The organism is Pseudomonas sp. 7-41, assembly GCF_021233075.1.
GTDB lineage: Bacteria > Pseudomonadota > Gammaproteobacteria > Pseudomonadales > Pseudomonadaceae > Aquipseudomonas > Aquipseudomonas veronii.
Map to the genome: position 1 here is coordinate 2,099,519 of NZ_CP089551.1, position 15,728 is coordinate 2,115,246.

The 15,728-nt window shown below is 56.1% G+C and carries 12 protein-coding genes and 1 pseudogene; all 13 read left to right on the forward strand.

Annotated features, from left to right (window positions below; translation table 11 throughout):
• Window positions 1–2 precede the first annotated feature (2 nt).
• The 13 genes and pseudogenes from serC to LQ249_RS09535 all read left to right on the forward strand — a co-directional run bounded on the left by serC (window position 3) and on the right by LQ249_RS09535 (window position 15,712).
• The gene (gene serC / locus LQ249_RS09475) at window positions 3–1,088 is read left to right on the forward strand and encodes a 3-phosphoserine/phosphohydroxythreonine transaminase (protein WP_046384280.1); all 1,086 of its coding nucleotides are present in this window, start codon (window positions 3–5) and stop codon (window positions 1,086–1,088) included.
• A complete protein-coding gene (gene pheA / locus LQ249_RS09480) occupies window positions 1,088–2,182 on the forward strand; it encodes a prephenate dehydratase (RefSeq protein WP_017848851.1) in 1,095 nt (364 codons plus the stop codon). Before serC ends, pheA begins: the two co-directional genes overlap by 1 nt.
• A 9-nt stretch (window positions 2,183–2,191) precedes the next feature.
• Entirely contained in the window at window positions 2,192–3,304 is a 1,113-nt protein-coding gene (hisC, locus tag LQ249_RS09485; RefSeq protein ID WP_232566413.1) for a histidinol-phosphate transaminase, read from the forward strand.
• A 28-nt stretch (window positions 3,305–3,332) separates the two neighbouring features.
• Window positions 3,333–5,543: a bifunctional prephenate dehydrogenase/3-phosphoshikimate 1-carboxyvinyltransferase gene (locus LQ249_RS09490; RefSeq protein WP_057003756.1), complete on the forward strand. Its 2,211-nt coding sequence runs from the start codon at window positions 3,333–3,335 to the stop codon at window positions 5,541–5,543.
• Entirely contained in the window at window positions 5,540–6,229 is a 690-nt protein-coding gene (cmk, locus tag LQ249_RS09495; protein ID WP_017848848.1) for a (d)CMP kinase, read from the forward strand. The genes LQ249_RS09490 and cmk overlap by 4 nt, the downstream gene beginning before the upstream one ends.
• A gap of 119 nt (window positions 6,230–6,348) precedes the next feature.
• Window positions 6,349–8,043: a 30S ribosomal protein S1 gene (gene rpsA / locus LQ249_RS09500; protein WP_003218806.1), complete on the forward strand. Its 1,695-nt coding sequence runs from the start codon at window positions 6,349–6,351 to the stop codon at window positions 8,041–8,043.
• Between the two features lie 528 nt (window positions 8,044–8,571).
• A pseudogene (locus LQ249_RS09505) lies at window positions 8,572–9,498 on the forward strand (reverse transcriptase domain-containing protein); the annotation flags it as partial.
• A gap of 361 nt (window positions 9,499–9,859) precedes the next feature.
• Entirely contained in the window at window positions 9,860–10,522 is a 663-nt protein-coding gene (locus LQ249_RS09510; protein WP_134939675.1) for an acetyltransferase, read from the forward strand.
• Between the two features lie 200 nt (window positions 10,523–10,722).
• The gene (gene ihfB, locus LQ249_RS09515; protein ID WP_008437689.1) at window positions 10,723–11,019 is read left to right on the forward strand and encodes an integration host factor subunit beta; all 297 of its coding nucleotides are present in this window, start codon (window positions 10,723–10,725) and stop codon (window positions 11,017–11,019) included.
• 24 nt (window positions 11,020–11,043) lie between these two features.
• Window positions 11,044–11,274: a LapA family protein gene (locus tag LQ249_RS09520; protein ID WP_232566414.1), complete on the forward strand. Its 231-nt coding sequence runs from the start codon at window positions 11,044–11,046 to the stop codon at window positions 11,272–11,274.
• Between the two features lie 422 nt (window positions 11,275–11,696).
• A complete protein-coding gene (locus tag LQ249_RS09525) occupies window positions 11,697–13,046 on the forward strand; it encodes a Wzz/FepE/Etk N-terminal domain-containing protein (RefSeq protein ID WP_232566415.1) in 1,350 nt (449 codons plus the stop codon).
• Window positions 13,047–13,367: 321 nt separating this feature from the next.
• The gene (gene wbpA, locus LQ249_RS09530; protein WP_134939673.1) at window positions 13,368–14,681 is read left to right on the forward strand and encodes a UDP-N-acetyl-D-glucosamine 6-dehydrogenase; all 1,314 of its coding nucleotides are present in this window, start codon (window positions 13,368–13,370) and stop codon (window positions 14,679–14,681) included.
• Between the two features lie 80 nt (window positions 14,682–14,761).
• A complete protein-coding gene (locus tag LQ249_RS09535) occupies window positions 14,762–15,712 on the forward strand; it encodes a Gfo/Idh/MocA family protein (RefSeq protein WP_134939672.1) in 951 nt (316 codons plus the stop codon).
• Window positions 15,713–15,728: the final 16 nt, after the last annotated feature.

The window sequence follows — 15,728 nt, forward strand, 5'->3', positions numbered from 1 at the left end:
ATGTGAGCAAGAGAGCCTATAACTTCTGTGCCGGTCCCGCGGCGCTTCCTGAAGCAGTCCTGCAGCGCGCGCAGGGTGAACTCCTCGATTGGCATGGAAAAGGCCTCTCTGTGATGGAAATGAGCCATCGCAGTGATGAGTTCGTGTCCATCGCCACCAAGGCCGAGCAGGACCTGCGCGACTTGCTGGACATTCCCTCCGACTACAAGGTGCTGTTCCTGCAGGGCGGCGCGAGCCAGCAGTTCGCCCAGGTGCCGCTGAACCTGCTGCCCGAAGACGGCACGGCCGATTACATCGACACCGGTATCTGGTCGCAGAAAGCCATCGAAGAAGCTGCGCGCTACGGCAACGTCAACGTCGCCGGTACCTCCAAGCCTTACGATTACTTCGCGATTCCAGGTCAGAACGAGTGGAAGCTGTCGAAGGACGCGGCCTACGTACACTACGTGGCCAACGAAACCATCGGCGGCCTGGAATTCGACTGGGTGCCGCAAGTGGGTGACGTGCCGCTGGTGTGCGACATGTCTTCGGACATTCTCTCGCGGCCGATCGATGTGTCGAAGTACGGCATGATCTACGCCGGCGCGCAGAAGAACATCGGCCCGAGCGGCATCCTGGTCAACATCGTCCGTGAAGACCTGCTCGGTCGCGCCCGCTCGCTGTGCCCGACCATGCTCAACTACAAGGTCGCGGCCGACAACGGCTCGATGTACAACACGCCGCCGGCGTTTGCCTGGTACCTCTCGGGCCTGGTGTTCGAGTGGCTCAAAGAGCAGGGCGGCGTTGCCGCCATGGGCAAGCTCAACGAAGTGAAGAAGCGCACCCTGTACGACTTCATCGACGCCAGCGGTTTGTACAGCAACCCGATCAACCTGACCGACCGCTCGTGGATGAACGTACCGTTCCGCCTGGCCGACGACCGTCTGGACAAGCCGTTCCTGGCCGGTGCGGAGGCGCGCGGCCTGCTGAACCTCAAGGGTCACCGTTCGGTGGGCGGCATGCGCGCCTCCATCTATAACGCTGTCGATATCAATGCCATCAACGCGTTGGTGGCCTACATGGCAGAGTTCGAAAAGGAACACGGCTAATGTCTGAGCAAGAACTCAAGGCCCTGCGTGTACGCATTGACAGCCTGGACGAGAAAGTCCTGGAGCTGATCAGTGAGCGCGCGCGCTGTGCCCAGGAAGTGGCGCGGGTGAAGATGGCGTCCCTGGCGGAAGGCGAAGTGCCGGTGTTCTACCGTCCGGAGCGTGAAGCTCAGGTGCTCAAGCGCGTGATGGAGCGCAACAAGGGACCGTTGGGTAACGAAGAGATGGCGCGGTTGTTCCGTGAAATCATGTCTTCCTGCCTGGCGCTCGAGCAGCCGCTGAAAGTGGCTTACCTCGGCCCGGAAGGCACCTTCACCCAGGCGGCAGCGATGAAGCACTTCGGTCACGCGGTGATCAGCAAGCCGATGGCAGCGATCGACGAAGTGTTCCGTGAAGTGGCGGCCGGCGCGGTGAATTTTGGCGTGGTGCCGGTGGAAAACTCCACCGAAGGCGCGGTCAACCACACCCTGGACAGCTTCCTTGAGCACGACATGGTGATCTGCGGCGAAGTCGAGCTGCGCATCCACCACCATTTGCTGGTGGGTGAAAACACCAAGACCGACAGCATCAGCCGCATCTACTCCCACGCCCAGTCCCTGGCCCAGTGCCGCAAGTGGCTGGATGCCCATTACCCGAATGTCGAGCGCGTGGCGGTGTCCAGCAACGCCGAAGCGGCCAAGCGGGTCAAGGGCGAGTGGAACTCGGCGGCGATTGCTGGCGATATGGCCGCGGGCCTGTACGGCCTGACGCGCCTGGCCGAAAAAATCGAAGACCGCCCGGACAACTCCACGCGCTTCTTGATGATCGGCAGCCAGGAAGTGCCGCCGACTGGCGACGACAAGACCTCGATCATCGTCTCCATGAGCAACAAGCCCGGCGCGCTGCATGAACTGCTGGTGCCGTTCCACGACAACGGGATTGACCTGACGCGCATCGAGACTCGTCCTTCGCGCAGCGGTAAATGGACCTACGTGTTTTTTATCGACTTCATCGGCCATCACCGCGATCCGCTGGTCAAAAGCGTGCTCGAGAAAATCAGTCAGGAAGCCGTGGCACTCAAGGTGCTGGGCTCTTACCCGAAAGCGGTTTTGTGAGGCGTTAACATGAGTGGCAACTTCCTCGCCCTGGCGCAGCCGGGCGTGCAACAACTGTCGCCTTACGTTCCAGGCAAGCCTGTGGACGAGCTGGCGCGTGAGTTGAACCTGGACCCGGCGAAGATCGTCAAGCTGGCCAGTAACGAGAACCCTCTGGGTCCAAGCCCCAAGGTGCTGGCGGCGATTCGTGAAGAGCTGGCCGAGCTGACCCGTTATCCGGATGGCAACGGTTTTGCCCTCAAGTCCCTGCTGGCGCAGAAGTGCGGGGTCGAGCTGAATCAGGTGACCCTGGGCAACGGCTCCAACGACATTCTTGAACTGGTCGGTCGTGCCTATCTGGCGCCCGGCCTGAACGCCGTGTTCAGCGAGCACGCGTTTGCGGTCTACCCGATCGTCACCCAGGCCGTCGGTGCCGATGCGCGGGTGATTCCTGCCAAGGACTGGGGTCACGACCTGCCGGCCATGCTGGCGGCGATCGATGCACAGACCCGCGTCGTGTTTATCGCCAACCCGAACAACCCGACCGGCACCTGGTTCGATGCACAGGCACTGAACGACTTCCTACAGGATGTGCCGGAACATGTGCTGGTGGTGCTGGACGAGGCCTACATCGAGTACGCCGAAGGCAGCGACCTGCCCGACGGCCTGGATTTCCTCGCGGCCTACCCGAACCTGCTGGTCTCGCGCACGTTCTCCAAGGCTTATGGCCTGGCGTCGCTGCGCGTCGGCTACGGCCTGTCGACGGCGGTGGTGGCCGATGTGCTCAACCGTGTGCGTCAGCCGTTCAACGTCAACAGCCTCGCCCTGGCGGCGGCCTGCGCAGCGTTGCAGGATGCCGAGTACCTGAAAGAAGGGCGTCGCATCAACGAAAGCGGCATGCTGCAGTTGCAGGCAGGCTTTCGTGAGCTGGGCCTGGGCTGGATTCCGTCCAAGGGCAACTTCATCTGCGTCGATCTCGGCCAAGTGGCGGCCCCGGTGTTCCAGGGCTTGCTGCGCGAAGGCGTGATCGTGCGTCCGGTGGCCAACTACGGCATGCCGAACCACCTGCGCATCACCGTCGGTCTGCCGGCTGAGAACAGCCGCTTCCTGGAGGCGCTGGCCAAGGTTCTGGCCCGTGGTTGATGTCACTGCATTGCAACCTGCTGTGCCTATGATCGGTCGCCTGGTGGTGGTCGGTCTGGGGTTGATCGGTGGTTCCTTCGCCAAGGGCCTGCGCGAGAGCGGGTTGTGTGGCGAAGTGGTCGGCGTGGACCTGGACCCGCAATCGTGCAAGTTGGCGGTTGAGCTGGGTGTCGTCGATCGCTGTGAAACCGACCTGGCGCGCGCATGCCAGGGCGCCGATGTGATCCAGCTCGCCGTGCCGATCCTGGCCATGGAGAAGTTGCTGGCGGTGCTGGCCGGCATGGACCTCGGCCAGGCGATCCTCACCGACGTCGGCAGTGCCAAGGGCAATGTGGTGCGGGCGGCGCAGCAGGCGTTTGGCGAGATGCCCGCGCGTTTTGTGCCGGGCCATCCGATTGCCGGTTCCGAGCAGAGCGGGGTGGAAGCGTCCAATGCGCAGTTGTTCCGTCGGCATAAAGTGATTCTGACGCCGCTGGCGCAAACCGATCCGGCGGCCTTGGCCGTGGTCGACCGTCTGTGGCGCGAGCTGGGCGCGGATGTCGAGCATATGCAGGTCGAGCGCCACGACGAAGTGCTGGCGGCGACCAGTCATCTGCCCCATCTGCTGGCGTTCGGATTGGTGGATTCGTTGGCCAAACGCAACGAAAACCTCGAGATTTTCCGCTATGCCGCCGGTGGCTTTCGCGATTTCACGCGGATCGCCGGCAGCGACCCGGTGATGTGGCACGACATCTTCCTCGCCAACCGCGAGGCCGTGTTGCGCACCCTGGACACTTTCCGCAGCGACCTTGACGCCTTGCGCGACGCGGTCGATGCCGGGGATGGCCACCAATTATTGGGCGTGTTTACCCGTGCGCGGGTGGCGCGTGAACATTTCAGCAAGATCCTGGCACGCCGGGCCTACATGGAAACCGCAGTGAACGCCGACGACCTGACTTTCCTCGCCAACCCGGGCGGCCGCTTGAGCGGGCGTATCCGGGTGCCGGGCGACAAGTCGATCTCCCATCGGTCGATCATGCTCGGTTCGTTGGCCGAGGGCGTGACCGAAGTCGAAGGTTTCCTTGAGGGTGAAGATGCCCTGGCGACCTTGCAGGCGTTTCGCGACATGGGCGTGGTGATCGAGGGGCCGCACCACGGGCGCGTGACCATTCATGGTGTCGGGCTTCATGGTTTGAAGCCGGCGCCGGGGCCGATTTATCTCGGTAACTCCGGCACCTCCATGCGCCTGCTGTCCGGTTTGCTCGCCGCACAGGTCTTCGACAGCGTGCTGACCGGCGATGCTTCGTTGTCCAAGCGCCCGATGAACCGCGTGGCCGAGCCGCTGCGGAAGATGGGCGCGGTGATCGAAACCGGGCCGGAAGGGCGCCCACCGCTGACCATCCGTGGTGGCCAGAAGTTGAAAGGCCTGACGTATGTGCTGCCGATGGCCAGTGCGCAGGTCAAATCCTGCCTGCTGCTGGCGGGCCTGTATGCCGAGGGCAAGACGTCCGTCACCGAGCCGGCACCGACCCGCGACCATACCGAGCGCATGCTGCGCGGTTTCGGTTATCCGGTAGAGGTCGTGGGTGCAACGGCGACGGTCGAGTCGGGCCATGCGCTGGTCGCCACCCATATCGAAGTGCCGGGGGATATTTCCTCGTCGGCATTTTTCCTGGTGGCGGCGTCAATCGCGGAAGGTTCCGAGCTGTTGCTGGAACATGTCGGCATCAATCCGACGCGCACCGGGGTGATCGATATCCTGCGGCTGATGGGCGCGGATATCAGCCTGGAAAACCCGCGCGAAGTGGGCGGCGAACCGGTGGCCGACCTGCGGGTGCGGGCGGCCGCGTTGAAAGGGATCGAGATCCCCGAAGCGCTGGTGCCGTTGGCAATCGATGAATTTCCTGTGCTGTTTGTGGCTGCTGCCTGCGCTGAAGGGCGAACCGTCCTGCGCGGTGCTCAAGAATTGCGGGTCAAGGAGTCCGACCGTATCCAGGTCATGGCCGACGGTCTGCTCGCCCTTGGCGTGAAGTGTGAACCCACCCCCGATGGGATTATCATTGACGGTGGCCTGATGGGCGGTGGCGAAGTGCATGCCCATGGCGATCACCGGATCGCCATGGCGTTCAGCGTGGCTTCGCTGCGGGCAACGGCGCCGATTCGTATCCGTGACTGCGCCAATGTTGCTACGTCTTTTCCGAACTTTCTTACACTGTGTGCCCAAGTCGGCATCCGTGTTGCCCAAGAGGCTCAATTGTGAATATCAAAGCACCGGTGATTACCATCGACGGGCCAAGCGGCTCGGGCAAAGGCACGATCGCCGGCATCCTGGCCAAGCGCCTGGGCTGGTGCCTGCTGGATTCCGGCGCGCTGTACCGCCTGCTGGCATTTGCCGCCCGCAACCACGGCGTCGACCTCACCAACGAAGAATCCCTGAAGCTGCTGGCGGCGCACCTTGATGTGCAGTTCGTCGCTGCGACGGAAGGTCATCCCCAGCGCATCATCCTGGAAGGGGACGATGTGACCGATGACCTGCGTAACGAACAAGTCGGTTCCTGGGCCTCCCAGGTTGCCGCGTTGCCGGCCGTGCGTGATGCGCTGCTGCAGCGCCAGCGGGCGTTTCAGGAACCGCCGGGCCTGGTAGCCGATGGCCGCGACATGGGCACGGTGGTATTTCCCGAGGCGCCGCTGAAGATTTTCCTGACCGCCAGCGCCGAGGAGCGGGCGCGTCGCCGCTACTTGCAGTTGAAGGGCAAAGTGGATGGTGTTAGTCTGTCGAGTCTGCTAGATGAGATCCGTGCACGCGACGAGCGTGATACCCAGCGCGCAGTAGCCCCGCTCAAGCCGGCGGCTGATGCCATACAGCTGGATTCCACGGAGTTGTCCATCGAGCAGGTGTTGGAACGCATCTTGAGTGAAATCGCTATTCGCGATATCGCCGGGTGACCAAGAAGTCTGCAGGGGACCAGTCATAGTCCTGCGGTGCTTCTTTTAATTGAAACTAACCCACACCGTCTGGGGCGTGGAGATGGGCGTATTCTTCGCCCTTATCAACAGGAATTAAAATGAGCGAAAGCTTTGCGGAACTCTTTGAAGAAAGCCTAAAAACCCTGAACCTTCAGGCAGGCTCCATCATCACCGGTGTTATCGTTGATATCGATTACCAAGCTCGCTGGGTAACCGTTCACGCTGGTCTGAAGTCTGAAGCACTCATCCCGCTTGAGCAGTTCTACAACGACGCTGGCGATCTGACTATCAATGTCGGTGACGAAGTTCACGTTGCTCTGGACTCGGTTGAAGACGGTTTCGGTGAAACCAAGCTGTCCCGTGAAAAAGCCAAGCGCGCTGAATGCTGGATTGTTCTCGAAGCAGCCTTCGCAGCTGAAGAAGTGGTCAAGGGCGTTATCAACGGTAAGGTTAAAGGCGGCTTCACTGTCGACGTTAACGGCATCCGTGCGTTCCTGCCAGGTTCTTTGGTCGACGTCCGTCCAGTGCGCGACACCACGCACCTGGAAGGCAAGGAACTCGAATTCAAGGTCATCAAGCTCGATCAGAAACGCAACAACGTTGTCGTTTCCCGTCGCAGCGTCCTGGAAGCAGAGAACTCCGCCGAGCGTGAAGCTCTGCTGGAATCCCTGCAGGAAGGCCAACAAGTCAAAGGTATCGTCAAGAACCTCACCGATTACGGCGCATTCGTCGATCTGGGTGGCGTCGATGGCCTGCTGCACATTACCGACATGGCTTGGAAGCGTATCAAGCATCCTTCCGAAATCGTCAACGTTGGCGACGAGATCGATGTCAAGGTTCTGAAATACGATCGCGAGCGCAACCGTGTTTCCCTGGGCCTGAAGCAACTGGGTGAAGATCCATGGGTCGCTATCAAAGCCCGTTACCCAGAAAGCACCCGCGTGACCGCGCGTGTTACCAACCTGACTGACTACGGCTGCTTCGCTGAGCTGGAAGAAGGTGTTGAAGGCCTGGTACACGTTTCCGAAATGGACTGGACCAACAAAAACATCCACCCTTCGAAAGTCGTACAAGTCGGCGACGAAGTGGAAGTTATGGTTCTGGACATCGACGAAGAGCGTCGTCGTATCTCCCTGGGCATCAAGCAGTGCAAATCTAACCCATGGGAAGATTTCTCTGGCCAGTTCAACAAGGGCGATAAAATCTCCGGCACCATCAAGTCGATCACCGATTTCGGTATCTTCATTGGTCTGGACGGCGGCATCGACGGCCTGGTTCACCTGTCCGACATCTCCTGGAACGAAGTGGGCGAAGAAGCTGTTCGTCGCTTCAAGAAGGGCGACGAGCTGGACACCGTTATCCTGTCGGTTGACCCAGAGCGCGAGCGCATCTCCCTGGGCATCAAGCAACTGGAAAGCGATCCGTTCTCCGAGTACGTTCAAGAGAACGACAAAGGCGCAATCGTTAAAGGCATCGTGAAAGAAGTTGACGCTAAAGGCGCCATCATCACCCTGGCCGACGATATCGAAGCGACTCTGAAAGCCTCCGAAATCAGCCGTGACCGCGTTGAAGACGCGCGCAACGTTCTGAAAGAAGGCGAAGAAGTAGAAGCCAAGATCATCAGCGTTGACCGCAAGAGCCGCGTAATCCAGCTCTCCATCAAGTCGAAAGACGATGCTGAAGAGAAAGAAGCCATCCAGAGCCTGCGCGACAAGCCAGCTACCTCTGAGCCTTCTGCTGGTCCTACCACTCTGGGCGACCTGCTGCGTGCACAAATGGAAAAACAGAACTGAGTTCTGTCAGACCATAGAAAAAGGGCGACTTCGGTCGCCCTTTTTTGTGCGCGACAGGCATGGCGCGTTGCGCGAAGTACAACCAGCTTGGCTGTGCTGGCCTTGCTGGTGACTTGGAGGTGAAAGCCCTCACACACACCCAGCAAGGGGAAGTCTTAGCCAGAGGCAAGGGTGTCGTGGGTGACTGCGAATCTGAAGGAAGCCCGAGGCAAAATGCTGGCCGACGAACAGGAAGCGGACAGAGGTGGCGTAGTGGGGTAAGACTGCGCAAATCGTTAAAGCGCATTACCTGCAAGGAATGCTACTACGTATATCCGACAGCCATAAGCAGGAAGGTCGCGCGAATTACCCTGGGAGATCTACAGGTTTGCCGCTGTTTTGCCGAGCGTCGAGAGGCGGCGGGATGAGCCAGCAGAAATCAGCCGAAGCCGTGGTGGTTATGCCGCCAGTAGGCGTTAGCGTCTCATCGAATGCCGATAAAGCAGAAATCTTTCGATAAGAGGGTTGTCACCCCAAGTCCCGGACGGAATCCGGGGTTTTCGTCTGGGTCGGAGCGCCCATCAAGCCATCGAAACAGCTCACGCCCATGTGGCAGCGGGTCACCGTTGATGCGTGGAACTCGATCTGGAGAAGTTCTTTGATCGAGTGAATCACGATGTTCTGATGGCCAAGATAGATCGTCACATCGAAGATAGGCGCGTACTCAGGCTGATCCGCCGTTACCTTGAAGCGGGATTTATGTCGGGCGGGATCGCCAGCCGACGGCAGGAAGGAATGTCACAAGGCGGCCTCCTCTTGCTGTTGCTGTCGAATATCCTTCTTGATGAACTGGACCGTGAATTGGAGCGGAGAGGTCACCGCTTTGTTCGCTATGTCGACGACGCCAACATCTATGTGTGCAGTTATCGCGCTGGCGAGCGGGTGTTGAGCGCTTCCTGAGCTGGCATCTGAAACTGGCAGTGAATCGGGAAAAGATCCCCGTGGCACGGCCTTGGGTTTGCGATTGCCTGGGTTATGGGGTGAGTTGGCATCAACAGCCGAGGCTAAGAGTGATGATGAGTCTGAACCGCTTGCGTGATCGGCTCAGAATCCTCTGCGGGGAGCACGGGGTTGCAAGATGGTCAGGACTGTTGAGCGAATAAACCGCGTTTTGCGCGGTTGGGCGAGCTACTTTAAGCTGAGTCAGGGTAAAAGGGCCTTCGAAAAGTTGGACGGTTGGGTGCGACACAAACTTCGATGTGTGCTGTGGCGGCAATGGAAGCCGCTCTCTACGAGAATGCACAACTTGGTGCGCCTGGACCTCACGGAAGTCCGTGCCTGCCAATCTGCCGTTAACGGCAAAGGTCCATGGGGAGCTCGGGAGCGTCACATATGAATCAGGCGCTGCCGAAGAAGCTGTGGGGCCGCCTCGGATTGGTTTCAATACTGGATACGAAAAACGGCTTAGCCGCCTAACCTGAACCGCCGTATATGGAGCCGTATGTGCGGTGGTGTAAAAGGGCGGTGGATGTGAATCCGCGTCGTACTCGATGCCTGAAATTTGTTGAAACAATGGCCGGGAGTCAACGTAGTTGATTTTTTGGCTGAAGTCGTCGTAGCGATGCATGTCACATATGAGATATTGGCAGCCTCCAATTAAACTGTGACGTGGATGAGTAGGCATGGTCTGCAGGCGTGTATAAGTTTATAGAGTGATGGTCAAAGTGTTAAATAGTCGATCTGCGTTGTGCTGATCTTAGTGTAAGGGCAACAACTATGCATCCGTCGGGCTGTCGCCGAGGGGTGACAATGGGGGCTGTATCTCTAGGAGTTTAGTGTGGAAAAAATCGTACTGATCGGTTCCTCCGGTCATGCCAAAGTAATTGTTGATATCGTCGAAAAACAGGCGCGCTATAAAATCGTCGGCTTCATAGATAGTTTTAGGCCGTTGGGGGCACAAACGCTCGGCTATGAAATTATTGGCAATGAGGCAGATCTCCCTGGCCTTATCAGCAAGCATGACATCGACGGGGCGATTGTTGCCATAGGAGATAACGCGGTTAGGGAGGAGGTGGCGACTAGAATCGCAATGCTCTGCCCTTGTCTGGCTTTTGTCAGCGCAATACATCCCGCAGCGGTTATCGGAAGCGATGTTTCAATTGGGGCTGGGACGGTAATCATGGCTGGGGCGGTTGTAAATCCAAGCTGCCAGATAGGTGATTTCTGTATCGTTAATACAAAGGCGTCTCTTGATCACGACTCTACAATGCAGGATTTTTCCAGTTTGGCGCCTGGTGTCACCACTGGTGGGAACTGTCAGGTGGGGAGGTATTCGGCTGTGGGGATTGGCGCGAGCTTGCGTCATGGCGTGCACGTAGGTGAGCATGCGGTGGTTGGAGGGCAATCGATGGTTTTGGATGATGTACAGTCCTATACCGTCGCTTACGGTTCTCCGGCTAAAGCTGTCAGGTCTAGGAGACGTGGGGAGAAGTATTTATGAGGTCGCCGGAAGCCCTTTATATTTCCGTACTGCCTGTTTGAAGTTCGCTTGGAGTGGGGATGAGAATGTGCTTCATAGTGGCGTACAGGTTTTTTACGGTTCATACCATGTGAAGTCACCGGGCGGGCTTTTCAAAAACTTGAAGTCGTGCTAAAACCTCTGAAGCGCTGATCTAGCTGCTTGAAAAAGAAGGGAAAAATATGACGAAGTCGGAGTTGATCGAACGAATTGTCACCCATCAAGGGCTGCTTTCATCCAAGGATGTTGAGCTGGCTATCAAGACGATGCTTGAACAGATGTCCCAATGCCTTGCCACCGGGGATCGGATTGAAATTCGCGGTTTTGGCAGCTTTTCGCTGCACTATCGTGCTCCGCGCGTCGGCCGCAATCCAAAGACGGGCCAGTCCGTCAGTCTCGACGGAAAATTTGTACCTCACTTCAAGCCTGGAAAAGAGTTGCGTGACCGGGTGAACGAAGACGAAGAAGAAAGCGTCTGAGTGTTTTTGGAGTGGGAGAGGGTTATGCGTGGGGTTAAGCGAGTTGTAGTTGTGTTGGCGACGCTGATTGTTGTTCTGGTAGTGTTAGCGTTCGTGTTGGAAAATCAGCAGGGTGTTTCCCTTACGTTCCTTGGCCTGGCTACGGGGCAGATGCCGGTATCAGTATTTGTGGTGGTGTCCTTGATTGTTGGTATGTTGGTAGGCCCGCTGTTGGGCGTATTGTTCGGCAATCGAGGTTCCAGGCGCATCCAATAGCTGTCACATCGCCTGTGCTCGAAATCGGTAAGTGGGGTGCGCGACCGCCTGCTAGAAAGCACTCTTGGCCTGGCCGTTTCAGCTGCATTTTGTGTATAGGCGGGCATGGGCTTTGGGCATCGTAAACATCGGTGATGTCGCTTGCGGGCAACCCGTTCAGTGAGCTCCTTTCTTTCTCCTCATCCTAGGTGAGTTGTTTGAGGGTATCCCCTAGTCAGGCAGGAGGCATTCTACAGATATGTCAAGGCTTGTAATATGTCAGAGAGATGGCAGAATGCAATCTGTTCTCGATAACGTGCATTTTGTGCGCTGAAAATCTGGCAGAGACGCTGGGTTTTCACGGTCATCAAAATAAAATAAAAAATACACAATTTGCTCCGCATAACGAGCCCGCAGTTTCTCTTTGAAGGCAGGTTTTTGTTGTGAGTAGTAGCTTCCAAATTCCCCGCGTTTCCTCATCTGATGAAATGGATCTCTACATTTTTTACCGTATGGTATGGCAGCAAAAGGCTCTGATATTGTTGGTCACGGTTGTCGTCGCAGCGTTAGCAAGTGCATATGCTTTCCTCGTGCGTCCGGAATATCAAGTTAGTAGCGTTTTGCGCCCAGCGGCGATCAATGAGCTAGATGCGTTGAATCGCTCTGAAATTTACCAGTTGCCACCTGGTGATGCTTTAACAAAGGTGGGTGCTTCTCTTGAGTCCTATGAGACTCGCCTTGGTTTTTTCAGGGCGAACCAAAAGTTGTTCAAAAATTTTGAACACCCCGGCAGAACTTTGGAGCAAAGTTTTGAAGAGTTTAATTATAACTCAATTAAATTAGTGGTTCCTGATGCCAAGAACGCGGGTTCCTTGAATGCTTATATTAAACTCGTAATGAACTATCCCGAGGGTGTTGCTGGCGTCGCTATTCTAAACGGCTTTGTTCAGTACGCGATTGAAAGTCAGCGTCAGCAAATCGCTGCTGATATGGAAGTGATTGTCAGGAATCGTTTGAGTGAACTTGCTGGCAGGCTCGATGCAGCGCGCTCCAGTTATGATACTGACAAGGCGGCTAAAATCGCTAAGTTGACCGAGGAGGATAATCTCAAGCGGGCTCAGCTGCAGGATGAATTGAAAGCTCTGCGTACCCAGCTGAAAAATCAGCGTGCTGACCAAATTGCGCAGTTGAACGAAGCGATTGGGATCGCGAAATCTCTAGGTATCCAGAAGCCGACCACTCCTTCTTCTCTGGGGGCGGCGGGTGTCCAGGGAAGCCAGCCTGTAATGCGGACAGAGGTAAATAATCAGCAAATCCCCCTGTATTTCATGGGCGTAGATGCCCTGTTGGCTGAGCGGGCTGCGCTGTTGCAACGCAAGTCAGATGACTTCACCGAGGCGCGGATCGCCCAGATAGCCAAGGAGCTTCAGCTTCTGCAGGCTAATCGTGAGGTCGAAGTGCTCAATCAGCGGAAAAACGAAGATCTGTTCCTCAGTGGTGTACAGCCTCTGCGCGCTGAAGAAGTGCGACTGCGCAACCTAAATGTCGATATGAGCGGCTTGAAGCTTGTTACAATTGACAAAAAGGCCATTGATCCGTTGGGACCCGTGAAACCTAAGAAAATGTTGCTCATCATTATCGGAATTGTGTTTGGTTTGATGTTGGGCCTGGTTGCTGCAGTTGTGCGAGGCACCGTCCAAAGTCGCCGTGAAAACAGTTCGGATACGACGTTGCTGCCACATTCATCAATCCCTGCAAAAAAAGCGCTACTGTCGAATGTTGAAGCGCTCTGAGACGGGTACTGTCAAAAGGGGTATTGCCGCGGTCAGGGATGATGGCTTTATGATGTCTATCATGACCGTGTACCCCTGTCACGCTATCTTTATGCGGATTTCGGAACGAAGCTATGATTTAATTCGTTTCATGTCTGATGCGAAGCGATTCGCCTTGGGAGAGCTAACCCGCACACCCGTCACCTGATGCTGCCTGCCTTTGAGTAACGGTAGACCCGCGCAAGGTTGGAGCCAGTGAGTGAGGCTTGATAACAAGAGATCACCATATGACGGGCCATGTACTGACTTTAAAATTTATTTAGTTTAATTGGAGCGTTACGAATGCACCTGCAGAAGCTGGCCAGTGTTACCAAGTTCAAAAGTAAGGAGGCGTTGATCGGGATTGTTGGTCTTGGTTATGTCGGGCTGCCTTTAATGCTTCGTTACAATGCGATTGGCTTTCGCGTACTCGGCATCGATATTGACCTAGAGAAAGTCGACGAGCTTAACGCTGGCAAAAGCTACATCGAGCATATCCCCTCCGCGAAAATTGCTGCCGCACGCAACTCGGGCTTTGAAGCTACTGTCGATTTCAAGCGTGTTGCTGAATGTGATGCGTTGATCTTGTGCGTGCCCACACCGCTCAACAAGTACCGCGAGCCGGACATGAGCTTCGTCATCAACACCACCGACGCGATCAAGCCTTACCTACGTGCAGGTCAAATCGTATCGCTGGAAAGTACTACCTATCCTGGTACTACCGTTGAGGAGCTGCTCCCTCGCGTACAGGAAGGTGGTCTTGTAGTGGGTGAGAACATCTTTCTGGTCTACTCCCCTGAGCGTGAAGATCCAGGCAATCCAAACTTTGAAACCCGCACTATCCCGAAAATAATCGGTGGTGACACGGCGGCGTGCCTGGAAGTCGGTACTGCGCTCTATGAACAAGCTATCGATCAGGTTGTTCCGGTCAGCTCTACTAAAGCGGCAGAGATGACCAAGTTGCTGGAAAATATCCATCGCGCCGTCAATATCGGTCTAGTCAACGAGATGAAAGTCGTTGCTGACCGTATGGGTATTGATATTTTTGAAGTGGTGGATGCCGCAGCCACTAAACCATTTGGCTTTACCGCTTATTACCCGGGGCCGGGTCTTGGCGGCCACTGCATTCCAATCGACCCGTTCTACTTGACGTGGAAGGCTCGCGAATACGGCTTGCACACTCGCTTCATCGAACTCTCTGGTGAGGTTAACCAGGCAATGCCCGAATACGTTGTGAGCAAGTTGGCAGACGGCTTGAATGACCGGGGTAAACCGCTAAAGGGGAGCAAAGTCCTGATACTCGGTATCGCCTACAAGAAAAACGTAGATGATATGCGTGAGTCGCCTTCAGTAGAAATCATGGAGATGCTCGAAGCCAAGGGCGCCACGGTTGCCTACAGTGATCCGCATGTACCGGTATTCCCTAAAATGCGTGAACACCATTTTGACCTCAGCAGTGTAGAGCTGACCGCCGATAGCCTGGCACGTTTTGACGCGGTTGTTCTGGCCACTGACCACGAGAAGTTCGACTACGAACTGATCAAGTCTTCTGCCCAACTGATCGTGGACAGCCGCGGTAAGTACCGTGTTGCCGCACCTCATATTGTAAAGGCGTGATCAAGCCGTCCTGAATGACGCGCGCTCCCGGCTTCCATTCGTGGAATGCCGGGAATCTTCGAATGTTATAGGAAAGACTCATGAAGAATTTTGCTCTTATTGGCGCTGCCGGGTACATCGCGCCGCGCCATATGCGTGCCATCAAAGACACGGGTAACGTGCTGGCTTCTGCGTATGACATCAATGACTCGGTTGGAATCATCGACAGCTTGTCTCCAGACAGCGAGTTTTTTACTGAGTTTGAGCGTTTTCAAGAGCATGCATTTCGATTGAAGCGAGATTCGAGCACAGCGCTTGATTACGTTGCAATCTGCTCACCAAACTATTTGCACCATGCTCACATTGTTGCGGGCCTACGACTGGGCTGTGACGTTATTTGTGAAAAGCCGCTAGTGCCTACCACCGAAATTCTTGATGAGCTTGCGCTCGTAGAAAAAGAAACCGGTAAGCGTGTATTTAACATCCTGCAACTTCGTCATCACCAAGCAATCCTAGACTTGAAGAGCAAGGTCGCCAGTGAGCAAAAAGACGGTAAGTACGAAGTCGAACTTACCTATATGACCTCTCGTGGCAAGTGGTACATGGAAAGCTGGAAAGGCGACCCACGTAAGTCATTTGGCGTGGCGACCAATATTGGCGTTCACTTCTACGACATGCTGCATTTCGTTTTTGGCAAGCTTGAGCGAAACGTCGTGCATTTTGTTAATGAACACAAGGCGGCTGGCTATCTGGAATACGAGAAAGCGAAGGTGCGTTGGTTTCTGACTATCGACGCCAATGATTTGCCCGCCGCGGTTAAAGGTAAAAAGTCGACCTACCGTTCTATTACAGTAGATGGTGAGGAACTGGAGTTCTCGGAAGGCTTTACTGATCTTCATACCACCAGTTACCAAGAAATATTAGCTGGTCGTGGCTATGGTATAGAAGACGCACGCCACTGTGTTCAAACTGTGGAGACCATTCGTGCTTCCGCACCTGTGGCACCGGGCGCTGGTGAGGGTCACCCGATGCTTGCAACCCTGCTACGTTGATTGGTTCTCGTGCTGA

Excerpts from the sequence above, each read along its gene's own strand:
- LQ249_RS09490 (WP_057003756.1), top strand. The coding sequence starts at position 3,333 with ATGATCGGTCGCCTGGTGGTGGTCGGTCTGGGGTTGATCGGTGGTTCC.
- wbpA (WP_134939673.1), top strand. The coding sequence starts at position 13,368 with ATGCACCTGCAGAAGCTGGCCAGTGTTACCAAGTTCAAAAGTAAGGAG.
- rpsA (WP_003218806.1), top strand. The coding sequence starts at position 6,349 with ATGAGCGAAAGCTTTGCGGAACTCTTTGAAGAAAGCCTAAAAACCCTG.
- LQ249_RS09520 (WP_232566414.1), top strand. The coding sequence starts at position 11,044 with ATGCGTGGGGTTAAGCGAGTTGTAGTTGTGTTGGCGACGCTGATTGTT.
- ihfB (WP_008437689.1), top strand. The coding sequence starts at position 10,723 with ATGACGAAGTCGGAGTTGATCGAACGAATTGTCACCCATCAAGGGCTG.
- pheA (WP_017848851.1), top strand. The coding sequence starts at position 1,088 with ATGTCTGAGCAAGAACTCAAGGCCCTGCGTGTACGCATTGACAGCCTG.
- LQ249_RS09535 (WP_134939672.1), top strand. The coding sequence starts at position 14,762 with ATGAAGAATTTTGCTCTTATTGGCGCTGCCGGGTACATCGCGCCGCGC.
- hisC (WP_232566413.1), top strand. The coding sequence starts at position 2,192 with ATGAGTGGCAACTTCCTCGCCCTGGCGCAGCCGGGCGTGCAACAACTG.